This is a genomic window from Bacillus sp. DTU_2020_1000418_1_SI_GHA_SEK_038 (assembly GCF_032341175.1).
In the GTDB taxonomy this organism is placed as follows: Bacteria; Bacillota; Bacilli; order Bacillales; family Cytobacillaceae; genus Cytobacillus.
Map to the genome: position 1 here is coordinate 493,914 of NZ_CP135435.1, position 21,667 is coordinate 515,580.

Annotated in this window: 17 protein-coding genes, 13 tRNA genes, 3 rRNA genes and 3 pseudogenes; 27 read left to right on the forward strand and 9 right to left on the reverse strand. The window is 42.4% G+C overall.

Annotation, left to right across the window (positions count from 1 at the left end):
- Positions 1-27: 27 nt before the first annotated feature.
- Positions 28-141: a cortex morphogenetic protein CmpA gene (gene cmpA, locus RRV45_RS02595; RefSeq protein ID WP_315667205.1), complete on the reverse strand. Its 114-nt coding sequence runs from the start codon at positions 139-141 to the stop codon at positions 28-30.
- 261 nt (positions 142-402) lie between these two features.
- On the opposite strand from cmpA, the gene RRV45_RS02600 reads away from it, so the two are divergent.
- The 21 genes from RRV45_RS02600 to tsaD all read left to right on the forward strand — a co-directional run bounded on the left by RRV45_RS02600 (position 403) and on the right by tsaD (position 10,793).
- Complete coding sequence (locus RRV45_RS02600) at positions 403-876, forward strand: SprT family protein (RefSeq protein WP_315667206.1); 474 nt, start codon at positions 403-405, stop codon at positions 874-876.
- A gap of 296 nt (positions 877-1,172) precedes the next feature.
- Positions 1,173-1,247: transfer RNA gene (locus tag RRV45_RS02605), tRNA-Asn, on the forward strand.
- A gap of 4 nt (positions 1,248-1,251) precedes the next feature.
- Positions 1,252-1,342: transfer RNA gene (locus tag RRV45_RS02610), tRNA-Ser, on the forward strand.
- Positions 1,343-1,362: 20 nt separating this feature from the next.
- A tRNA-Glu gene (locus tag RRV45_RS02615) sits at positions 1,363-1,434 on the forward strand.
- A gap of 22 nt (positions 1,435-1,456) precedes the next feature.
- Positions 1,457-1,533, forward strand: a tRNA-Asp gene (locus tag RRV45_RS02620).
- A gap of 12 nt (positions 1,534-1,545) precedes the next feature.
- Positions 1,546-1,620, forward strand: a tRNA-Gln gene (locus RRV45_RS02625).
- A gap of 129 nt (positions 1,621-1,749) precedes the next feature.
- Positions 1,750-1,825 (forward strand) — tRNA-Lys (locus RRV45_RS02630).
- Positions 1,826-1,878: 53 nt separating this feature from the next.
- Positions 1,879-1,963, forward strand: a tRNA-Leu gene (locus RRV45_RS02635).
- Positions 1,964-2,026: 63 nt separating this feature from the next.
- Positions 2,027-2,112: transfer RNA gene (locus RRV45_RS02640), tRNA-Leu, on the forward strand.
- A gap of 60 nt (positions 2,113-2,172) precedes the next feature.
- A tRNA-Arg gene (locus RRV45_RS02645) sits at positions 2,173-2,249 on the forward strand.
- Between the two features lie 4 nt (positions 2,250-2,253).
- Positions 2,254-2,330 (forward strand) — tRNA-Pro (locus tag RRV45_RS02650).
- Between the two features lie 25 nt (positions 2,331-2,355).
- A tRNA-Gly gene (locus RRV45_RS02655) sits at positions 2,356-2,429 on the forward strand.
- 97 nt (positions 2,430-2,526) lie between these two features.
- Positions 2,527-4,076: ribosomal RNA gene (locus RRV45_RS02660) — 16S ribosomal RNA — on the forward strand.
- 324 nt (positions 4,077-4,400) lie between these two features.
- Positions 4,401-7,335: ribosomal RNA gene (locus RRV45_RS02665) — 23S ribosomal RNA — on the forward strand.
- Between the two features lie 195 nt (positions 7,336-7,530).
- A 5S ribosomal RNA gene (rrf, locus tag RRV45_RS02670) occupies positions 7,531-7,647 on the forward strand.
- The 16S, 23S and 5S rRNA genes sit together here with 13 tRNA genes alongside, the layout of an rRNA operon.
- Positions 7,648-7,806: 159 nt before the next feature.
- A tRNA-Met gene (locus RRV45_RS02675) sits at positions 7,807-7,880 on the forward strand.
- Between the two features lie 3 nt (positions 7,881-7,883).
- Positions 7,884-7,960, forward strand: a tRNA-Asp gene (locus RRV45_RS02680).
- 188 nt (positions 7,961-8,148) lie between these two features.
- Complete coding sequence (gene tsaE, locus RRV45_RS02685; RefSeq protein WP_315667207.1) at positions 8,149-8,604, forward strand: tRNA (adenosine(37)-N6)-threonylcarbamoyltransferase complex ATPase subunit type 1 TsaE; 456 nt, start codon at positions 8,149-8,151, stop codon at positions 8,602-8,604.
- Positions 8,601-9,302, forward strand: coding sequence for a tRNA (adenosine(37)-N6)-threonylcarbamoyltransferase complex dimerization subunit type 1 TsaB (gene tsaB / locus RRV45_RS02690; RefSeq protein ID WP_315667208.1), 702 nt, complete (start codon positions 8,601-8,603; stop codon positions 9,300-9,302). The genes tsaE and tsaB overlap by 4 nt, the downstream gene beginning before the upstream one ends.
- Positions 9,303-9,321: 19 nt before the next feature.
- Positions 9,322-9,771 (forward strand): ribosomal protein S18-alanine N-acetyltransferase, encoded by a 450-nt coding sequence (rimI, locus tag RRV45_RS02695; RefSeq protein WP_315667209.1) that lies wholly within the window; start codon positions 9,322-9,324, stop codon positions 9,769-9,771.
- Positions 9,771-10,793, forward strand: a complete 1,023-nt coding sequence (gene tsaD, locus RRV45_RS02700; protein ID WP_315667211.1) for a tRNA (adenosine(37)-N6)-threonylcarbamoyltransferase complex transferase subunit TsaD — start codon at positions 9,771-9,773, stop codon at positions 10,791-10,793. The genes rimI and tsaD overlap by 1 nt, the downstream gene beginning before the upstream one ends.
- A gap of 237 nt (positions 10,794-11,030) precedes the next feature.
- Here tsaD and abc-f read toward each other — a convergent pair whose 3' ends face one another.
- Complete coding sequence (gene abc-f / locus RRV45_RS02705) at positions 11,031-12,953, reverse strand: ribosomal protection-like ABC-F family protein (RefSeq protein ID WP_315667212.1); 1,923 nt, start codon at positions 12,951-12,953, stop codon at positions 11,031-11,033.
- Between the two features lie 359 nt (positions 12,954-13,312).
- On the opposite strand from abc-f, the gene moaC reads away from it, so the two are divergent.
- Both moaC and RRV45_RS02715 read left to right on the forward strand, forming a co-directional pair.
- Positions 13,313-13,804 (forward strand): cyclic pyranopterin monophosphate synthase MoaC, encoded by a 492-nt coding sequence (gene moaC, locus RRV45_RS02710; RefSeq protein ID WP_315667213.1) that lies wholly within the window; start codon positions 13,313-13,315, stop codon positions 13,802-13,804.
- A gap of 87 nt (positions 13,805-13,891) precedes the next feature.
- A complete protein-coding gene (locus RRV45_RS02715) occupies positions 13,892-14,539 on the forward strand; it encodes a redox-sensing transcriptional repressor Rex (protein WP_315667214.1) in 648 nt (215 codons plus the stop codon).
- A gap of 33 nt (positions 14,540-14,572) precedes the next feature.
- On the opposite strand, the gene RRV45_RS02720 is transcribed toward RRV45_RS02715, so the two are convergent.
- Both RRV45_RS02720 and RRV45_RS02725 read right to left on the reverse strand, forming a co-directional pair.
- Positions 14,573-14,779, reverse strand: coding sequence for a YdiK family protein (locus tag RRV45_RS02720; protein WP_315667215.1), 207 nt, complete (start codon positions 14,777-14,779; stop codon positions 14,573-14,575).
- The gene (locus RRV45_RS02725; RefSeq protein WP_315667216.1) at positions 14,776-15,507 is read right to left on the reverse strand and encodes a CPBP family intramembrane glutamic endopeptidase; all 732 of its coding nucleotides are present in this window, start codon (positions 15,505-15,507) and stop codon (positions 14,776-14,778) included. The genes RRV45_RS02720 and RRV45_RS02725 overlap by 4 nt, the downstream gene beginning before the upstream one ends.
- 294 nt (positions 15,508-15,801) lie before the next feature.
- Between RRV45_RS02725 and groES the strand changes: the two genes are divergently transcribed.
- Both groES and groL read left to right on the forward strand, forming a co-directional pair.
- Complete coding sequence (groES, locus tag RRV45_RS02730) at positions 15,802-16,086, forward strand: co-chaperone GroES (protein WP_315667217.1); 285 nt, start codon at positions 15,802-15,804, stop codon at positions 16,084-16,086.
- Positions 16,087-16,157: 71 nt separating this feature from the next.
- Positions 16,158-17,786 (forward strand): chaperonin GroEL, encoded by a 1,629-nt coding sequence (groL, locus tag RRV45_RS02735; protein ID WP_315667218.1) that lies wholly within the window; start codon positions 16,158-16,160, stop codon positions 17,784-17,786.
- A gap of 80 nt (positions 17,787-17,866) precedes the next feature.
- On the opposite strand, the pseudogene RRV45_RS02740 reads toward groL, so the two are convergent.
- Together RRV45_RS02740 and RRV45_RS02745 are read right to left on the reverse strand one after the other, a co-directional pair.
- A pseudogene (locus tag RRV45_RS02740) lies at positions 17,867-18,004 on the reverse strand (site-specific integrase); the annotation flags it as partial.
- A 61-nt stretch (positions 18,005-18,065) separates the two neighbouring features.
- Positions 18,066-18,452 (reverse strand): tyrosine-type recombinase/integrase, encoded by a 387-nt coding sequence (locus RRV45_RS02745; protein ID WP_315667219.1) that lies wholly within the window; start codon positions 18,450-18,452, stop codon positions 18,066-18,068.
- Positions 18,453-18,477: 25 nt separating this feature from the next.
- Between RRV45_RS02745 and RRV45_RS02750 the strand changes: the two are divergent.
- A pseudogene (locus RRV45_RS02750) lies at positions 18,478-18,627 on the forward strand (flavin reductase family protein); the annotation flags it as partial.
- A gap of 46 nt (positions 18,628-18,673) precedes the next feature.
- Positions 18,674-18,818: pseudogene (locus RRV45_RS02755) on the forward strand (VOC family protein); the annotation flags it as partial.
- A 275-nt stretch (positions 18,819-19,093) separates the two neighbouring features.
- On the opposite strand, the gene RRV45_RS02760 reads toward RRV45_RS02755, so the two are convergent.
- The 3 genes from RRV45_RS02760 to RRV45_RS02770 are packed head-to-tail and all read right to left on the reverse strand — an operon-like array spanning position 19,094 to position 21,658.
- The gene (locus RRV45_RS02760) at positions 19,094-19,786 is read right to left on the reverse strand and encodes a TorD/DmsD family molecular chaperone (RefSeq protein ID WP_315667220.1); all 693 of its coding nucleotides are present in this window, start codon (positions 19,784-19,786) and stop codon (positions 19,094-19,096) included.
- A gap of 48 nt (positions 19,787-19,834) precedes the next feature.
- Positions 19,835-21,025, reverse strand: coding sequence for an NrfD/PsrC family molybdoenzyme membrane anchor subunit (nrfD, locus tag RRV45_RS02765; RefSeq protein WP_315667221.1), 1,191 nt, complete (start codon positions 21,023-21,025; stop codon positions 19,835-19,837).
- A 3-nt stretch (positions 21,026-21,028) separates the two neighbouring features.
- Positions 21,029-21,658: a 4Fe-4S dicluster domain-containing protein gene (locus RRV45_RS02770; protein ID WP_315667222.1), complete on the reverse strand. Its 630-nt coding sequence runs from the start codon at positions 21,656-21,658 to the stop codon at positions 21,029-21,031.
- Between the last annotated feature and the right edge of the window lie 9 nt (positions 21,659-21,667).

Here is a 21,667-nt window from a genome sequence, read left to right on the forward strand (position 1 = left end):
CCGTAGAAAAGGTGATTAATTGTTTTATTAAGAACAGTGTTTCTTTCTGTAGAAATACCAGCATTGATTTAATAACTTTATAGTGGAACGATCTTTTGTTAAAAAAGCCCGCTGCATTTGATTTCGAAACCAAACAGGCACTTGAATACCTCCTTTGATAAGGACTCGGAATTTAAAATACCCAGAAAGAAATGAAAAGAACATTGTTCTAAATGTGTAAAGGGGATTTTTGGGATGTATCTTCTAGAATGTAAGTTAAAATGTCTTCAAAACCTATTTAATATTAAATGGTATATATAACCTATGCTATAATAGGTTGTCACGTTCACATAAAGTGAAACTTCAATCAGTTGGGTTCTTACAGCCCGTTAATCTGCGATAAATTTAGAGGAGAAAAATGGGATGGATGACTTAGAACTGCAAAAGTTAGTTGAGGAGATTTCGCTAAATAGCTTTGGGAAGGTATTTAGGCATATGGCTTATTTTAATGGAAGGCTCAGGTCAACTGGCGGGCGTTATATGCTTGACACTCATAATATAGAGATAAATAGAAAATACTTAGAACAGCTCGGGTTTGAAGAATTATCTGGAATTATTAAACATGAGCTTTGTCACTATCACCTTCATATAGAAGGGAAAGGCTACAGGCATAGAGATCAGGATTTTAGACTTTTAATGAAAGCCGTTGGAGCACCAAGATTTTGCTCTCCTCTACCTGAACGGGCAAAAAAAGCTACGCTTAAAAGAGTTATCATATATTCCTGCATAAAATGCGGCCAATTGTATGAGCGGAAAAGAAGTATCAACACACAAAAATATGTTTGCGGAAAATGTAAAGGGAGCTTAAGAAAAATTAAAGAGATAAAACAGGGATAAGTATTCATTTAAAATGGATAATTATTCTTTAAAACCACAGATGATTTTTTTAAAAAACATTCTTGACTTTTAAGGTCTAGGTTTTTATAATAGTAAGAGTCGACAAGATGATGTGTAAAAAAAACACAGTATTTTGTTGATAACGGGCAGTGATTATTCCGCAGTAGATTGTGGAAGCTTGCAGTCCGGCGCATTACTTCCTTGAATAGCAAGCTGCAGCAATCTGCAACAAATCACGTAGGGATTTGGAGCACATTCCCAAAGCTAATCAAATTTTAGGGAACAATACAAACTATTCCGCAGTAGCTCAGTGGTAGAGCATTCGGCTGTTAACCGAACGGTCGTAGGTTCGAATCCTACCTGCGGAGCCATTATGGGGAAGTACTCAAGAGGCTGAAGAGGCGCCCCTGCTAAGGGTGTAGGTCGCGTAAGCGGCGCGAGGGTTCAAATCCCTCCTTCTCCGCCAGAGATATTTATATATGATATGGCCCATTGGTCAAGCGGTTAAGACACCGCCCTTTCACGGCGGTAACACGGGTTCGAATCCCGTATGGGTCACTTTTTAAAAGAAATATAATATGGTCCGGTAGTTCAGTTGGTTAGAATGCCTGCCTGTCACGCAGGAGGTCGCGGGTTCGAGTCCCGTCCGGACCGCCATATAAACTTCAATGGGCTATAGCCAAGCGGTAAGGCATCGCACTTTGACTGCGACATGCGTTGGTTCGAATCCAGCTAGCCCAGCCAAATTTTTAAAAAACAACATCGAAGCTTTGCTTCTCTGAGTGGTTTTTTAAAAATTTTGCGACAAAGACCAATAGGGCTTTGGAGCAAGTTATGACCACATTCAACATTTAGGAAATAACATCCTATAATGAGCCATTAGCTCAGTCGGTAGAGCATCTGACTTTTAATCAGAGGGTCGAAGGTTCGAGTCCTTCATGGCTCACCACCTTAAACAAAAAGTCGGATAAGTAATTTATTTTTCTTTTGTTTAGGATCTATGCGGGTGTGGCGGAATTGGCAGACGCACCAGACTTAGGATCTGGCGCCGCAAGGCGTGGGGGTTCGACTCCCTTCACCCGCACCAAAAAAATACCAGTTGAATAGCATTATGATCTTTGGTATTATAGTCTTTGTCACTTCTTATAAAGCGGTCGTGGCGGAATGGCAGACGCGCTAGGTTGAGGGCCTAGTGGGGGCAACCCCGTGGAGGTTCAAGTCCTCTCGGCCGCACCAAAAAAAGTTGTTGACATTCAAAACGAAACAAGATATACTATAAAAGTTGCTTTAATAAATGCGCCCGTAGCTCAATTGGATAGAGCGTCTGACTACGGATCAGAAGGTTATGGGTTCGACTCCTTTCGGGCGCGCCATATACGGGAAGTAGCTCAGCTTGGTAGAGCACTTGGTTTGGGACCAAGGGGTCGCAGGTTCGAATCCTGTCTTCCCGACCATTAGGATTAATGAAAAAATGATATCGCGGGTGTAGTTTAGTGGTAAAACCACAGCCTTCCAAGCTGTTGATGAGGGTTCGATTCCCTTCACCCGCTCCAGAAGATAGTTCTTTGAAAACTGAACGAACAAAAACGTCAACGTTTAACTTTTAGTCTTTTTTTAAAAAAAGACATTATGAGCTAATCAACTCACAATTTATTGGAGAGTTTGATCCTGGCTCAGGACGAACGCTGGCGGCGTGCCTAATACATGCAAGTCGAGCGAACTTGCGGGAGCTTGCTCCCAAAAGTTAGCGGCGGACGGGTGAGTAACACGTGGGCAACCTGCCTGTAAGACTGGGATAACTTCGGGAAACCGGAGCTAATACCGGATAATTCTTTTCTACTCATGTAGGAAAGCTGAAAGATGGCTTCGGCTATCACTTACAGATGGGCCCGCGGCGCATTAGCTAGTTGGTGAGGTAACGGCTCACCAAGGCAACGATGCGTAGCCGACCTGAGAGGGTGATCGGCCACACTGGGACTGAGACACGGCCCAGACTCCTACGGGAGGCAGCAGTAGGGAATCTTCCGCAATGGACGAAAGTCTGACGGAGCAACGCCGCGTGAGTGATGAAGGTTTTCGGATCGTAAAACTCTGTTGTTAGGGAAGAACAAGTACCGGAGTAACTGCCGGTACCTTGACGGTACCTAACCAGAAAGCCACGGCTAACTACGTGCCAGCAGCCGCGGTAATACGTAGGTGGCAAGCGTTGTCCGGAATTATTGGGCGTAAAGCGCGCGCAGGCGGTCCTTTAAGTCTGATGTGAAAGCCCACGGCTCAACCGTGGAGGGTCATTGGAAACTGGGGGACTTGAGTGCAGAAGAGGAGAGTGGAATTCCACGTGTAGCGGTGAAATGCGTAGAGATGTGGAGGAACACCAGTGGCGAAGGCGACTCTCTGGTCTGTAACTGACGCTGAGGCGCGAAAGCGTGGGGAGCGAACAGGATTAGATACCCTGGTAGTCCACGCCGTAAACGATGAGTGCTAAGTGTTAGAGGGTTTCCGCCCTTTAGTGCTGCAGCAAACGCATTAAGCACTCCGCCTGGGGAGTACGGCCGCAAGGCTGAAACTCAAAGGAATTGACGGGGGCCCGCACAAGCGGTGGAGCATGTGGTTTAATTCGAAGCAACGCGAAGAACCTTACCAGGTCTTGACATCCTCTGACAATCCTAGAGATAGGACTTTCCCCTTCGGGGGACAGAGTGACAGGTGGTGCATGGTTGTCGTCAGCTCGTGTCGTGAGATGTTGGGTTAAGTCCCGCAACGAGCGCAACCCTTGATCTTAGTTGCCAGCATTCAGTTGGGCACTCTAAGGTGACTGCCGGTGACAAACCGGAGGAAGGTGGGGATGACGTCAAATCATCATGCCCCTTATGACCTGGGCTACACACGTGCTACAATGGATGGTACAAAGGGCTGCAAGACCGCGAGGTTTAGCCAATCCCATAAAACCATTCTCAGTTCGGATTGCAGGCTGCAACTCGCCTGCATGAAGCCGGAATCGCTAGTAATCGCGGATCAGCATGCCGCGGTGAATACGTTCCCGGGCCTTGTACACACCGCCCGTCACACCACGAGAGTTTGTAACACCCGAAGTCGGTGGGGTAACCGTAAGGAGCCAGCCGCCTAAGGTGGGACAGATGATTGGGGTGAAGTCGTAACAAGGTAGCCGTATCGGAAGGTGCGGCTGGATCACCTCCTTTCTAAGGAAGATTTGAAGTACTTGATACTTCAATAAAAGACGTTACTTGTTCGTTCAGTTTTGAGAGAATTATCTCTCAAAACTTTGTTCTTTGAAAACTAGATAATGAAATGAAGAAGCAATAACCGAGTAATCGCCATTTTAGTTATTCTCTCTATTTTATATAGAGTTTAAAACCAAACGATTCTTACGAATCGTGAGGGCGATGAGAAGCGAACAGGTCGAGGAAGCGACAGAACGAGCACCGGAACGTACGCAGTTGGTACGTGAGGAGCGCAGTGACGGAGCTGACGAAGAGATGTGAAGCTTATCATTGACCGAACAAGGTTAAGTTAATAAGGGCGCACGGTGAATGCCTTGGCACTAGGAGCCGATGAAGGACGGGACTAACACCGATATGCTTCGGGGAGCTGTAAGTAAGCTTTGATCCGGAGATTTCCGAATGGGGGAACCCACTGTTCGTAATGGAACAGTATCTTTACCTGAATACATAGGGTATTGAAGGCAGACCCGGGGAACTGAAACATCTAAGTACCCGGAGGAAGAGAAAGCAAACGCGATTCCCTGAGTAGCGGCGAGCGAAACGGGATTAGCCCAAACCAAGAGGCTTGCCTCTTGGGGTTGTAGGACACTCTATACGGAGTTACAAAGGAACGAGGTAAATGAACAGGTCTGGAAAGGCCGGCCAGAGAAGGTAAAAGCCCTGTAGTTGAAACTTCGTTCCCTCCAGAGTGGATCCTGAGTACGGCGGGACACGTGAAATCCCGTCGGAAGCAGGGAGGACCATCTCCCAAGGCTAAATACTCCCTAGTGACCGATAGTGAACCAGTACCGTGAGGGAAAGGTGAAAAGCACCCCGGAAGGGGAGTGAAATAGTTCCTGAAACCGTGTGCCTACAAGTAGTCAGAGCCCTTTAACGGGTGATGGCGTGCCTTTTGTAGAATGAACCGGCGAGTTACGATTACATGCAAGGTTAAGTTGAATAGACGGAGCCGCAGCGAAAGCGAGTCTGAATAGGGCGTATGAGTATGTGGTCGTAGACCCGAAACCAGGTGACCTACCCATGTCCAGGTTGAAGTCCAGGTAACACTGGATGGAGGACCGAACCCACGCACGTTGAAAAGTGCGGGGATGAGGTGTGGGTAGCGGAGAAATTCCAATCGAACTTGGAGATAGCTGGTTCTCTCCGAAATAGCTTTAGGGCTAGCCTCATGTTGTTAGAATCTTGGAGGTAGAGCACTGTTTGGACTAGGGGCCCTCATCGGGTTACCGAATTCAGACAAACTCCGAATGCCAAAGATTTATCCATGGGAGTCAGACTGCGAGTGATAAGATCCGTAGTCAAGAGGGAAACAGCCCAGACCACCAGTTAAGGTCCCAAAGTATACGTTAAGTGGAAAAGGATGTGGAGTTGCTTAGACAACCAGGATGTTGGCTTAGAAGCAGCCACCATTTAAAGAGTGCGTAATAGCTCACTGGTCGAGTGACTCTGCGCCGAAAATGTACCGGGGCTAAACGTATCACCGAAGCTGTGGATGGACATCTGCGATGTCCGTGGTAGGAGAGCGTTCTAAGGGCGTTGAAGCTAGACCGTAAGGACTGGTGGAGCGCTTAGAAGTGAGAATGCCGGTATGAGTAGCGAAAGATGGGTGAGAATCCCATCCACCGAATGCCTAAGGTTTCCTGAGGAAGGCTCGTCCGCTCAGGGTTAGTCGGGACCTAAGCCGAGGCTGAAAAGCGTAGGCGATGGACAACAGGTTGATATTCCTGTACCACCTCTTTACCGTTTGAGCAATGGGGGGACGCAGGAGGATAGGGTAAGCGCGCTGCTGGAATAGCGCGTCTAAGCAGTTAGAGTGCAAGCGAGGCAAATCCCGCTTGCGTTAAGCTTGAGCTGTGATAGCGAGGGAAATATAGTACCGAAGTTCCTGAATCCACACTGCCAAGAAAAGCCTCTAGCGAGGGAAAAGGTGCCCGTACCGCAAACCGACACAGGTAGGCGAGGAGAGAATCCTAAGGTGAGCGAGAGAACTCTCGTTAAGGAACTCGGCAAAATCACCCCGTAACTTAGGGAGAAGGGGTGCTCATTTGGGTGAATAGCCCGGATGAGCCGCAGTGAATAGGCCCAGGCGACTGTTTAGCAAAAACACAGGTCTCTGCGAAGCCGCAAGGCGAAGTATAGGGGCTGACGCCTGCCCGGTGCTGGAAGGTTAAGAGGAGGGGTTAGCGCAAGCGAAGCTCTGAATTGAAGCCCCAGTAAACGGCGGCCGTAACTATAACGGTCCTAAGGTAGCGAAATTCCTTGTCAGGTAAGTTCTGACCCGCACGAAAGGCGTAACGATCTGGGCACTGTCTCAACGAGAGACTCGGTGAAATTATAGTACCTGTGAAGATGCAGGTTACCCGCGACAGGACGGAAAGACCCCGTGGAGCTTTACTGTAGCCTGATATTGAATTTCGGTACAGCTTGTACAGGATAGGTAGGAGCCTTGGAAGCCGGAGCGCCAGCTTCGGTGGAGGCATTGGTGGGATACTACCCTGGCTGTATTGAAATTCTAACCCGCGCCCCTGATCGGGGCGGGAGACAGTGTCAGGTGGGCAGTTTGACTGGGGCGGTCGCCTCCTAAAGAGTAACGGAGGCGCCCAAAGGTTCCCTCAGAATGGTTGGAAATCATTCGAAGAGTGTAAAGGCATAAGGGAGCTTGACTGCGAGACCTACAAGTCGAGCAGGGACGAAAGTCGGGCTTAGTGATCCGGTGGTTCCGCATGGAAGGGCCATCGCTCAACGGATAAAAGCTACCCCGGGGATAACAGGCTTATCTCCCCCAAGAGTCCACATCGACGGGGAGGTTTGGCACCTCGATGTCGGCTCATCGCATCCTGGGGCTGTAGTCGGTCCCAAGGGTTGGGCTGTTCGCCCATTAAAGCGGTACGCGAGCTGGGTTCAGAACGTCGTGAGACAGTTCGGTCCCTATCCGTCGTGGGCGCAGGAAATTTGAGAGGAGCTGTCCTTAGTACGAGAGGACCGGGATGGACGCACCGCTGGTGTACCAGTTGTCTTGCCAAAGGCATAGCTGGGTAGCTATGTGCGGACGGGATAAGTGCTGAAAGCATCTAAGCATGAAGCCCCCCTCGAGATGAGATTTCCCATAGCGTCAAGCTAGTAAGACCCCTGAAAGATGATCAGGTTGATAGGTTTGAGGTGGAAGCGTGGCGACACGTGGAGCTGACAAATACTAATCGGTCGAGGACTTAACCACATTTAATATGATTACTCGAAAATTCTTCTTCAGCATTATCTAGTTTTGAGGGAACAAACCTCAATAATTGTATTCGTTGAATATTAATTGTAAAACATAGTACATTGAATGTCTGCTCCTGCGCCGCAGCATATTCGGGGAAGTAATCCCTCAGCTCGTCGCAAGCCAGCAGGGAAGAATATTCAGTGTAGTCGGCTTAGTGGCGATAGCGAAAAGGTCACACCCGTTCCCATCCCGAACACGGAAGTTAAGCTTTTCAGCGCCGATGGTAGTTAGGGGCTGTCCCCTTGTGAGAGTAGGACGTCGCTAGGCTGTTTTAAATATTATTATCGCGGGGTGGAGCAACGAGCGTTACTCCATGAATTATCTGCGAGTTGTACCGATTGAGCCGCTGCTTGAATAAGCATCCTGAAATCGGGACAGTCCTTATGCTATATATGAGCATAATATAAATCATATAAATATTACTATCGCGGGGTGGAGCAGTCCGGTAGCTCGTCGGGCTCATAACCCGAAGGTCGCAGGTTCAAATCCTGTCCCCGCAATCTGGTCCGGTAGTTCAGTTGGTTAGAATGCCTGCCTGTCACGCAGGAGGTCGCGGGTTCGAGTCCCGTCCGGACCGCCATTTACATACGTAAACAAGTACGAAACTAGGTTTCGTCTTTTTTATTTTTAAAGCATGTTTTGCTAGCAGATTTAAAATCATGTACACTATATATGAAAGATACCTTAGGATGGATCCTAAGGTTTTTTTGATAACAAAAAAGTGAGTTAGTAACTCCAATTTAAGAAAAATAATGGTGATCAATTATTATGAGTATATATGAGTTTATTTCGAAACATCCTGATGATACAATGGAATTTTCAAAACGTCTGGCTAACCTTTTGCAGCCTGGAGATGTCATCGCTCTTGAAGGAGATCTTGGCGCAGGGAAAACAACGTTTACGAAAGGATTGGCCATTGGATTAGAAATTAATAGAAATGTTAACAGTCCTACTTTTACCATTATAAAGGAATACCAGGGCAGGCTTCCGCTATATCATATGGATGTTTACCGGGTAGAAGATTCCTTTGAAGATCTAGGATTTGATGAATACTTTGAGGGTGATGGCGTTACAGTTGTTGAATGGGCACATTTAATAGAAAGTCAGCTGCCTAATGAATTGTTAACCATCAATCTTTTTCTAGGTGAAAATGGTTCTAGAAGATTTGTATTAGAACCAAAGGGTAAAAGATACGAGGATTTATGTAAGGAGATATTAGGATGAAGGTGCTTTCGATTGATACATCTAATTATACGTTAGGTGTTGCGTTATTGGATGGGGATCAAGTAAAAGGCGAATATATCACTAATCTAAAAAAGAATCATTCCGTACGAGTTATGCCCGCTATTGAAGCACTATTGAAGGACTGTGACATAAAGCCAGCAGACCTTTCAAAAATTGTTGTAGCCAAAGGGCCAGGCTCTTATACAGGTATTAGAATCGGCGTAACCATTGCGAAAACATTAGCTTGGACACTTAACATTCCATTAGTGGGAATTTCAAGCCTAGAGGTTTCTGCTTCCACAGCTGGACGTTATTTCGAGGGTGCTATTTCACCATTATTCGATGCCAGAAGAGGACAAATCTACACTGGCCTCTACCAGTTCGTTGACGGAAAAATACATACTTTACAAAAAGACCAGCTACTATTATCCACAGAATGGGCGGCAAAGCTTAAGGAACTGAATCAGAGAATTCTATTTATCGGCAATGATTTGCCGCTGCATCAGCCTATTTTGTTAGAGTTGCTTGAAGGCCAGGCTGTTTTTGCAGAAATCACGGAACAAAATCCTCGGCCGTCAGAGCTCGCTTTGCTAGGAAGAGATAAAGAAGGGGAGGATATACATTCCTTCGTTCCTAACTATATCCGTTTAGCAGAAGCGGAAACGAATTGGCTAAATGCTAACAAAGAGAAAAAGTAATATGGTGAGGAAGAACATAATGACGAATTCTATCACTTTTCGTGTTTTGAATGAAAATGATGTTCCTGAGGTTTTGAAAATTGAACATGCCTCATTTACATTGCCGTGGACGGAAGAGGCTTTTAGAAATGAGTTTAAACAAAACAAATTTGCCGTATATATCGGATTAGAAGATGAAGGAACATTAATTGGGTACTGTGGTGTTTGGATAATCGTTGACGAAGCGCATATTACAAATGTAGCCGTTTTGCCTGAATACCGAGGGCTGAAGCTTGGGGAAGCGTTAATGAGGAAGATCATGGAGATCTCCTCAGAAATGGGTGCTAAAACGATGACACTTGAAGTACGTGTGTCCAACTCGATTGCCCAGTCATTGTACCGAAAGCTTGGCTTTCAGGATGGAGCCATTCGGAAAAGTTATTATACGGATAATCGAGAAGATGCACTAGTAATGTGGGTGAATTTATAATGAATAATGATCAATATATTATGGGTATTGAAACAAGCTGTGATGAAACATCAGTGGCCATTGTCAAAAACGGCAGAGAAATTGCTTCAAATATAGTGGCATCACAAATAGAAAGCCATAAAAGGTTCGGGGGCGTTGTACCTGAAATTGCTTCGCGGCATCATGTGGAACAAATTACGATAGTTCTTGAGGAGGCATTAAAGCAGGCAGAAATAAGCTTTGATGATCTTGATGCTATTGCAGTCACAGAAGGTCCAGGCCTTGTAGGAGCGTTGTTAGTGGGCGTTAACGCGGCAAAAGCAATTGCCTTTGCACATAACATTCCATTAGTCGGTATTCATCATATTGCAGGCCATATCTATGCAAATCGGCTTGTTACGGAGCTAACATTTCCATTACTCTCCCTCGTTGTTTCAGGCGGACATACAGAGCTAGTCTATATGAAAGAACAAGGACACTTTGAAGTCATTGGTGAAACAAGGGATGATGCTGCTGGAGAGGCGTATGATAAAGTAGCTAGAACCTTGAACCTGCCTTATCCGGGTGGACCTCATATTGACCGGTTAGCACAAGTTGGGGAAGCTACCATTAACTTACCAAGAGCTTGGCTGGAGGAAGGCTCTTATGATTTTAGTTTTAGTGGATTAAAATCAGCAGTTATCAACACTGTCCACAATGCAGAACAGCGCGGGGAAAAGATATCCCCAGAAGACCTAGCGGCAAGCTTTCAGGATAGTGTAATTGATGTTCTTGTAACTAAAACGATGAAAGCTGTTGAAGAATATAAAGTAAAACAAGTATTATTAGCAGGTGGGGTTGCTGCGAATAAAGGTTTGCGGTCAACACTGCAAAAGGAATTTGATAAGATGCCAGGGATTGAATTAGTCATCCCGCCATTAAATTTATGTACAGATAATGCAGCAATGATCGCAGCTGCCGGGAGTATCCTATTTGAAAAAGGTGCGCGATCAACTATGGCATTAAATGCGAACCCAGGTCTTGAAATTACTATCCACAACTAATTCGTATATGAGAAAAATGTCCCTGTTACTACAGGGACATTTTTTGTGGATAAAGTGGCAATTGTTGAAATTTTATGTGTATAATGTGGATAAAAACCTAATTGAATGTGGATAATGTGGAAAAGTCTGTGGAATCCAGTTATTACAGCTGTTTATAATGTGAATAATTATGTGGATAAAAAAAACCAGGAGTGAATAAACTCCTGGGTCAAATTTCAGATAAAAAAGATTATTCTGCTACTCTGCTAATACTGTCCACTCTTCAACTAATTCATCTAGTTTAGACTTTGCTTCGTTATTTTCTTTCGTTATTTCCAAAACCTTCTCATGATCTTGATAGATTTCAGGCTCACAAAGAAGCTGTTCGAATTGGGCAATTTGGGCTTCCAACCCTCCAATTAGCTTTTCAACTTCTTCTAATCTTCGCTGCTTTTGTCTTTCGAGCTTTTTTGCTTCCTTATCCATCTGATAGCTATTTTTGTCTTGATTAACTTGAGTAAAGGAGGATGTCTTTTCTGCAAGGTCCAAGGTTTTCAACTCTTCTTGTTCCTGCTTCTTCTCAACATAATAATCGTAGTCGCCAAGAAACTCCGTTGCTCCATTTTCATGAAGCTCAAGAACTTTTGTTGTAATTCGATTAATAAAATAGCGGTCATGAGAAACAAACAGTATCGTTCCAGGATAATCAATTAAAGCATTTTCTAATATCTCTTTACTATCTAAGTCGAGATGGTTTGTTGGCTCATCCAGGATTAAGAAATTGGCTTTTTGCATCATTAACTTGGCAAGTGCTAAACGAGCCTTCTCTCCTCCGCTTAATGTAGAGACGGTTTTTAGGACATCATCTCCAGAAAAGAGAAAGTTCCCTAATACAGTTCGGATTTCCTTTTCTGGTGTAAGTGGATATTCATCCCAAAGCTCATTAAGTACGCGTTTATTTGAGGTAAGCTCAGCTTGTTCCTGATCATAATAGCCAATGGCTACGTTGGATCCGTAGTGTATATTCCCTGCAATTGCAGGAAGCTTATCAATGATCGTTTTTAATAGTGTGGATTTACCAATTCCATTTGGACCCACAAGAGCAATACTTTCTCCACGAGTAATCCGGAAGGATATGTTTTTCGAAATCGCTTCATCGCTGTATCCTACCGCAACAGATTCCACCTTCAGTACTTCATTGCCTGTTTGCTTTTCAATTTGGAATCCAAAATTAGCGGACTTTTCATCCCCTAAAGGGCGGTCCATTAATTCCATTCTCTCCAGCTGTTTTCTGCGGCTCTGAGCCCTTTTCGTTGTGGAGGCCCGGGCCAGATTGCGCTGAATAAAGTCTTGCAGTTTAGCTACTTCTTCCTGCTGCTTCTCAAATTGCTTTAAGTCCCGTTCATAGTTTGCCGCTTTTTGGTCAAGATAAGAGCTGTAATTACCGGTATATTTTCTGCTTTGATTTCTGGATAATTCGTAGACTTGCGAGACAACTTTATCTAAAAAATATCGATCATGGGAAACAATTAAAATAGCCCCGTCATACGTTAGCAAGTATTGCTCGAGCCAAGATAACGTATCAATATCTAAATGGTTGGTAGGCTCGTCCAAAATTAAAATATCAGGCTTCTTTAAAAGTAGTTTTCCTAGAGCGAGCCTTGTTTTTTGCCCCCCGCTTAAAGTGGATATTTTCGTATCATAGCTAAAGGATTGAAAGTTCAGGCCATGGAGAACCGAGCGAATGTCCGATTCGTATTGATAACCGCCTTGTTCCTTAAATTGAACTTGCCGATCATCGTATTCTTTTAAAATGCGTTCATATTTGTCGGGATTTTCCATTGCTTGCGGATCAGACATTTCATTCTCGAGTCTTCGCAATTCCTTTTCAAGCTTTTGCAGATGTTCGAATACAGTTAACATTTCATCCCAAATGGATCTTTCGGATTCAAGACCGGTATTTTGGGCTAGGTACCCAATTTCCACTTCCTTTGGCTTAATAATGTCACCAGAATCATAAGACATTTGGCCGGCGATCATTTTTAAAAGCGTGGATTTACCTGCTCCGTTTCGTCCCACAAGGGCAATTCTATCTCTAGTTTGTACTTCAAGCTTTATATTCGATAATATAACTTCAGCACCAAAGTTCTTTATTAATTGATTGACTTGTAATAAAATCATTTTGTTCACCTCAAGCTTTATCGCAGATTAACGGGCTGTAAGACCCCCACTTTAAGAAGTTGAGTAAGCAAAAATTACTAAGTGGGGGATCAACAGCCCGTAAATGCCCGAATTTAGGAACACAGACTAAGAACGCCACATCCTGTGGCAACGTCTGTGTGACCCACATCCTGTGGGCCGCAACTAACAATCAATGGGGGATGAAGAAAACCCCCACTGATTGAAGTTTCACTTTATAGAATAAGTGTAACTCATTCATATTTGTTGGGCAATGTATGTGAGGATGGACAAGAATTATTGTGAAGTGTTTTACACATTTGCCTAAAAATAGTGTATGATTTTGTTGTGAGGTGTTTTAAATGTCTGATTTTACCCATTTTAATCAAGAAGGCAGAGCAAAGATGGTCGACATAAGCGAGAAATCGGTGACGGCGAGAACTGCGATTGCTCATTCCAGTATTACAGTTAATAAAGAAATATATGAAAAAATCACTTCTAATAAAATGAAAAAAGGTGATGTACTCGCGGTTGCACAAGTCGCGGGAGTGATGGCGTGCAAGAAGACGTGGGAAATCATTCCAATGTGTCACCCAATACCATTAACAGGAGTAGATATTTCGTTCTCATGGAGCCTCGATCAAGAAGAATATACACTGCTCATTGCCGCTACTGTCAAAACAAAGGGGAATACTGGAGTTGAAATGGAAGCGTTAACAGCTGCATCCGTATGTGCATTAACAGTTTATGATATGTGTAAGGCAGTTGATAAAGGGATGGTCATTGGCAAAACCTATTTAGTAGAAAAAACAGGCGGAAAAAATGGAGATTTTAAAAGGGATTCCAGATTATAATCTATTGATTATAAATGAAATAAAGCTCCTAAATAATTAAACATTTGTCACAATGTGTTGAGCAAACGTAAGAGAGGAGATAAGATAATGGCGAATGAGTCATTAAAAATTCCACAAGCAACAGCCAAAAGGCTTCCTTTATATTATCGATTCTTAAAAAATTTGCATGCTTCTGGGAAACAAAGAGTCTCTTCTGCAGAATTAAGTGAAGCAGTAAAGGTTGATTCTGCTACAATTCGGCGGGATTTTTCCTACTTTGGAGCTTTAGGGAAAAAAGGATATGGCTATAATGTAAATTATTTACTAACCTTTTTTCGGAAAACGTTAGATCAGGATGAATTAACGAAAGTAGCCCTTATTGGTGTTGGTAATTTAGGCACTGCCTTTTTAAACTATAATTTCCTCAAAAACAATAATACGAAAATTGAAGTAGCCTTTGATGTAGACGAGGGAAAAGTTGGGACATTCATTGGTGATGTACCAATTTATCATATGAGTGATCTGGAAAAAGTAATCGAGGACCAACAAATTCAAGTCGCGATTTTAACTGTTCCCGCTCCTGCAGCACAACCTATTGCTGATCGAATTGTCCAAAGCAGTATAAATGGAATTTTGAATTTTACTCCTGCCCGTTTATCTGTACCGTCCTCAATCAGAATCCATCATATTGATTTAGCTGTAGAGCTGCAGTCGCTTATATACTTTCTTAAGCATTATCCTGCAGAGGAAGAATAAGCTAAACAAAGAAAATGAGCACTATTCATGTGCTCATTTTCTTTGTTTGTTATTGATAATTTTGAAATGAATTGCAACCATCCGCAGGCCGGTACCTAAGTCAAAGGTTGCGATAATAATTAGAAAGTAAGTAAATATTCCCCAGCCTTCGTTTCTTTGAATGTTTTGGATCGCGATATAAGTAAAGAGGATCCCTAGAATAATATAGATGATGCCTGATAACAATGGTGTCCTTCTCATAAAAATCCTCCAATAAAGCTTTGCATTTTTTCCGCTTCTTTTATCCAGTTTTCAATGTTTTCTCTGTTAAATTGGATAATGACGACAAGTGTATTCATAGCCACATGCGCAAAAATCGGTACTAGAATTTGCTTTGTTTTCACATATAGGAAAGCAAAGGTAAAGCCCATCGCTGAGTACAAAAGAATATGTTCAAACTCAAAGTGAGCAAGAGCAAAAATAACAGAACTTATTAAGGCAGAAAGAAAAAAGTTCAGCCTCTGATAAAGCGTTCCGAAAATAATCTTTCGGAAGATAATTTCCTCTAGAATTGGACCAATAATAGAGCTGACAACAACGACTAAGGGTGATGCTTGAATAAGTCTAATAATTTGTTGTGTGTTCTCTGAGCCCATTTCAATTCCAATTAAATTTTCTATATTGGCGGCAATAGATTGCGCAAATAAAGCAAGGAATACTCCACCAATGGCCCAAGCTATGGAAGATCCGGCAGACGTTGCATTTCTCAATGAAAGGCTTTCCTTCATTTCTTTTCGGAGGAGTGCCAACGTAATAATTAATGTGATTGTAAAGCTAATGACAATCCAAGAAGTGACAGCGATGGTTTCCATGTCAGCCATGCTTTTGCCGTATAGTGTTCCCCAAAACGCTATGAACGGAACCCCGATTAAACTAGATAATTGCATCCCTATATAAGCAATGAGAATATACCAATATTCTTTTCTCAATATTTTATCTCCTTATCCATTGTGTATACCAATCCTCATTTTACCCGTAAAAAGGTCCAAGTTTCAAATTGTAGACTTAAAAAGATGGTTTGCTGCCTGGATTTTAAGGATAAACTATCATTTGGCAATGTCTGTAAAAGTTAAGTGGCCCATCTTAAATATTTTTTACAAAAAATTTGAGCTTCACTCTTGCAAATATACAGCAGATTCATTAATATAATAATTGTGTTAGCACTCACTAGATGAGAGTGCTAATAAATAAAATTTACATATTTATTGAGGAGGTTGTTTCACTTGTTAAAGCCACTAGGTGATCGAATTATTATCGAGCTTGTTGAAACTGAAGAAAAAACTGCAAGCGGCATCGTTTTGCCGGACACTGCAAAAGAAAAGCCTCAAGAAGGCAATGTAGTTGCTGTCGGAACTGGCCGCGTTCTTGAGAACGGTGAGCGTGTAGCCCTTGAAGTTGCTCAAGGCGACCGCATTATCTTCTCAAAATATGCTGGTACTGAAGTGAAGTACGAAGGCAAGGAATATTTAATTTTACGCGAAAACGACATTCTTGCTGTTATTGGTTAATTAAGCCATACAGCTTTACAACTTTATTAGTTTGAACTGCCTATTTAACTATTTCGAGGAGGTTATTTATTATGGCAAAAGAGATTAAATTTAGTGAAGATGCACGCCGCGCAATGCTTCGTGGAGTAGACGCTCTTGCAGATGCAGTAAAAGTAACTCTTGGACCAAAAGGACGCAACGTGGTTCTTGAGAAAAAATTCGGTTCTCCGTTAATTACAAATGACGGTGTAACAATCGCGAAAGAAATCGAATTAGAAGATGCTTTCGAAAACATGGGTGCAAAGCTTGTTGCTGAAGTTGCAAGCAAAACAAATGATGTAGCTGGTGACGGTACGACAACTGCAACGGTTCTTGCTCAAGCGATGATCCGTGAAGGACTTAAAAACGTTACAGCTGGTGCAAACCCAATGGGTATCCGTAAAGGAATCGAAAAAGCGGTTGCGACTGCTGTTGAAGAATTACAAGCTATCGCTAAGCCAATCGAAGGCAAAGAGTCTATTTCACAGGTTGCTGCAATTTCTTCTGATGATAAAGAGGTTGGTGCTCTTATCGCTGAAGCTATGGAGCGCGTTGGTAACGATGGTGTTATCACAATCGAAGAATCAAAAGGCTTCACTACTGAGCTTGATGTAGTAGAAGGTATGCAATTTGACCGTGGATACGCTTCTCCATACATGGTAACAGATTCTGACAAAATGGAAGCAATTCTAGAAAATCCATATATCTTAATTACAGATAAAAAGATCACAAGCATTCAAGAAATCCTTCCAGTTCTTGAGCAAGTGGTTCAACAAGGCAAGCCATTACTGCTTGTTGCTGAAGATGTTGAAGGGGAAGCGCTTGCTACATTAGTAGTGAACAAACTTCGCGGAACTTTCAATGCTGTAGCTGTTAAAGCTCCTGGCTTTGGTGACCGTCGTAAGGCAATGCTAGAAGATATCGCGATCCTAACTGGCGGTGAAGTAATCACTGAAGAATTAGGCCGTGACCTTAAATCTGCTACAATCGAATCTTTAGGACGCGCTTCTAAAGTAGTCGTAACGAAAGAAAACACTACAATCGTAGAAGGTGCAGGAGACAGCGCACAAATCGCTTCTCGTGTAAACCAAATCCGCGTTCAATTAGAAGAAACTACTTCTGAATTCGACAAGGAAAAATTACAAGAGCGTTTAGCTAAATTAGCTGGCGGTGTAGCAGTAATCAAAGTTGGTGCTGCTACAGAAACAGAATTAAAAGAGCGCAAGCTTCGCATCGAGGACGCATTAAACGCAACTCGTGCAGCTGTTGAAGAAGGAATCGTATCTGGTGGTGGAGTAGCTCTACTTAATGTTTACAACAAAGTAGCTGCTTTACAAGAAGAAGGCGACATCCAAACAGGTATCAACATCGTATTACGTGCGATGGAAGAGCCTGTACGCACAATCGCTCAAAACGCTGGCCTTGAAGGTTCAGTTATCGTTGACCGCTTAAAGCGCGAAGAAGTTGGAATCGGCTTCAACGCTGCTACTGGCGAGTGGGTTAACATGATCGAAGCTGGTATCGTTGATCCGAAGAAAGTAACTCGTTCTGCTCTTCAAAACGCTGGTTCTGTTGCTGCAATGCTTCTAACAACTGAAGCTGTTATCGCTGACAAACCAGAACCAAACGCACCTGCAATGCCTGACATGGGCGGCATGGGTGGAATGGGCGGCATGATGTAATAAGCCGCTTCATCCCTTGATAGATAAGGGTTTTATGTAAGATGAGAGTGGAATGTTAACATTTTGTTAACATGAGGTTCTTAACGGAGGCTTCTCATGAGTTGAGCAAACTTGTGGGAAGCTTCTTTTTTCATATCTTGCGTTACATGCAGATAGACATTTTTTGTAATTTGATCATCGGTATGACCGAGTCTATCCATGATTTGTTCAAGTGAGACACCCGCCTCGGCAAGAAGTGAAGTATGTGTATGGCGTAAGGAATGTGGTGTTAATGTTGAATCATCTCTTCATCCACAATGATTTTTCGTTTAGATTTTCTTGTCTTTGGTGTAACCAGTTGGTATTCCAGAGCATTATTATTAGGATTGTAATATGTTTTGGTATGTTGATTGTGTAGTTTTTAAAATCAACATCTTTCACTTGAGGGCCACTAAATTCTCCAACCCTAATTCCCGTATAGGCTAAAATCATAAAAACTAAGTAATCATGTTCGAGGCTATTGGCTTTAGCTGTTTCTAAAAATAAGGCAAGCTCTTTTTTTTCAAGATCCTTAGGAACTTCCTCTTCTTCTAATTGTTCAATCGGTTTTTTATGCTTTTTCACATAAGCGAATTCAGTTGGATCCTTCTTAATTAGCTCAAGTTCCAAAGCTTTTCGAAAAATCATCCTTCCTGTTCGATGAATCACTTCCCTTATAGAAAGAGTGGTTCAATATCATATTGAAGATGACATCTACGAAAACGGAAGAATTGATCCTAAAGGGTTAGCTGCCGTGAGCCGATTGGCTGGTGCTAATTATGCGAAAATCGAAGAAACTTTTGAGATAGTACGACCTAAGTAGGGTCAAGGGACTTGTCCCTCTGTCTCTAATGAATGGAGAGAATGAGATGCAAAAAACATCTGGTATCCATCATATAACAGCAATGGTCAACGATGCCAAAGAACTATTGACTTTTATGCTGGTGTTCTTGGGCTTAGCTTGTTAAAAAAACCATAAATTTTGATCGCCCAGAGGTCTATCATGTATTGTTCAAAGTATGGAAAGATAAGTGGTTTTTATTAATTTTTATGAATTTAATACACAAGAGATAATATAGTTATTATGAGTCTAAATATGAGGGGAAACATAATTGTATAGTGAAAATTTCACAATTTTACCCTTTTAAAATCCCTGTTTTTTCACTGGTCTTGAACCGTCCCAGTGTTTCATTACAATGAAAAAGGCCTTCAACAAAAATGCTGAAAGCCTTGATTTAATATGAAAACTAATAAATATAATTATTAATTCAGGTGTACCTGCCAACTTGTTATTTTTCAAGGAGTTCTTCTTTTCCTTCATATTCCGCAAGAAACTCTTCTAATAGTTCCTTGTCCCACAGAAGTGTGCCCCAAATTATTTCAATGAATCCACTGTAAAAGCCTAAGCTGCCATTATTTTTTGCATCGTCATACAAATTAGGAATCCAAGAGAGTAAATGCTCATCCATAAAGGCAAGCTGATCTTTGATGATGTTTACTTGTCTTTGTATGTCTTCATTATGCAGTTGTTCTGTTAGAACGGTTAAATACAGCAGCTCAAGACCCAAGTGATCTTCAGGCTGTCGTCCACTATGCTTACTTTCTAAGCCTTGTTTACTTAGTAAGTCTTTCATCACATAGGCAGTCGTTCCAAAGAACAGTTTCTTCCTCGTATTATAAAACGATTCCCAAGGTGGTGATTTCGGTACACCAGGTCCTATAAAAAGCTCTGTGTACTCTACATTCACTTCTTCAATGGAATTTATCATATCTTGTTCATCCAATTTAGACGTAAAGTTTACTAACTGCTCAAGACCTGACATAATTTGTTCATTTGCCGCTTCTAAAGGAAATTGACGCCAAAATTGCTCCGTAACTATCTCTTTGTTTTGCTCTTGTACAGGCTCTAGCAAATAGTTTGCGAAAAAGCTGTATAATTGTTCTTGGAAGCTCCATACTTCAGCCCAAGTTTTTGTCATCATAAACTCTCCTTTATGCGTTTAGCATTGCTGTAATTCTCGACATGATGGTTAGCCGTTTTCAACCATGGAATAGACTTTTGCCTCTTTTTGTGATGATTTTTGCACAAGAATCTTTTTAGCAAGAAAATTGAATAAAAGAATCCCGAATGAAATTAATCCTACAGAAATCATCAGCTCCACTATAGATGGTGAATACGTACCAACGGTGGACCAAATATTTTCTTGGTTATAGCCAAGCGTAACTCCTTGACCTTCAGCAATGTTCGGATGAACAAAGGCAGAGAAAAGGAGCCAGATTCGCTTACACAACACTCCAAAGACAATTAATGCGGATGAAAAGATGACTAATCCCAGTTTTTCTCGATTTTTTTTGAATAATAGGATCGCTAACGGTACCACAAGACCTAAAATCACTTGTATCCAGAAATACGGAGCCAGTTGGCCGCTAATAAGCACCTCAGCATGATGCAAGCCTTCCCCTTGTGGGTAAATCATTGTTATCATTTCAGCCAGAAGAAGATAGGCATCAACTGCTACAAACGTTACTAAAAGTCCTGCTAATGTCGTAATGAGCTTCTTCTCTACCACAAAGACATTAAAGGTCATTAATAGAACCAACGTAATCAGTAGTAGAGCGAGTCCTGAGTCTAATGCGGAAGCGACAAACAGCGGGGCCATAATTGCTGTATGCCAAGCTCCACGAGCAATTTGTAAGCCGAAAATCCATGCCGTTACGGAGTGAACAAGAATGGCAACTGGCAGGGCAACGGAAGACATAATTTTCATTGCTTTTTGGTTCGGTTTTTCTCGTGTCATGAGATATAGATATAACACGTTAATGACCAAGTAAAGGGAAATCACCATCACGTCCCACATCAACGGTGATTTTAAATTGCTGTGCAATAGTAAATTTAACATACGAAACGGATTTCCTAAGTCAACCATAATAAAGCCAGCAGCAACAATTACACAAACAGTTGATAATATGGTTGCTGGTTTTGCAACGACTTTGAACGACGGGATATTAAATACCGTTGCGGAAGAAGAAACAATCAATCCTCCAGCTGATAATCCAACAAAGAACATAAATAACATAATATAAGTTCCCCAAGAAACGATATTATTCATCCCTGTTACGCCAAGTCCATTTACAAGCTGATAACCGATGGCTGAAAACCCCATTATCGCGAGAATACCTAATATGACGGTAGGTAAGTTTAATTTAGTCTTGATTGTCATCGATTACATCTCCCCATTCAAGCCTAAATAGTAAACTTTCGGCTTCGTTCCTTTTTCTTTCAGCAGCTGCTCACCGTTTCTTTCGCGAATTAACCTGGATACTTCGCTATTTGGATCATCTAAATCACCAAAGACCCGTGCTTCAGCTGGACAGCATACTACACACATTGGATCTAAACCTTCACTTGTTCTTTCTTTACAAAATGTACATTTTTCAACCACACCCACGTCACGTACAGGAACGATTCCATCTCCATAATTAAAATCTGGATGACGCTCTGCTTCTTCCCAGTTAAAGACACGTACATTATAGGGGCATGCGGCCATACAGTAGCGACAGCCGATACAGCGGCCATAATCAATTTGTACCGCTCCGTTTTCATCATAATACGTTGCGCCAACCGGACATGCTTTTTGACAAGGTGCATTATCGCAATGCTGACAGGCAATAGGGATGTATTTTCTCTTCACATTTGGAAAAATTCCTTCTACACTGTCTAACCCTTCATCTCCTTGGCTAACGACACGATTCCACAGCATACCTTGTGGAATATTGTTTTGCATTTTACATGAAATTGAACATGTATGACAGCCCATACATTTATCTAAATCGATTACCATACCATATCTCATCGTCATGCC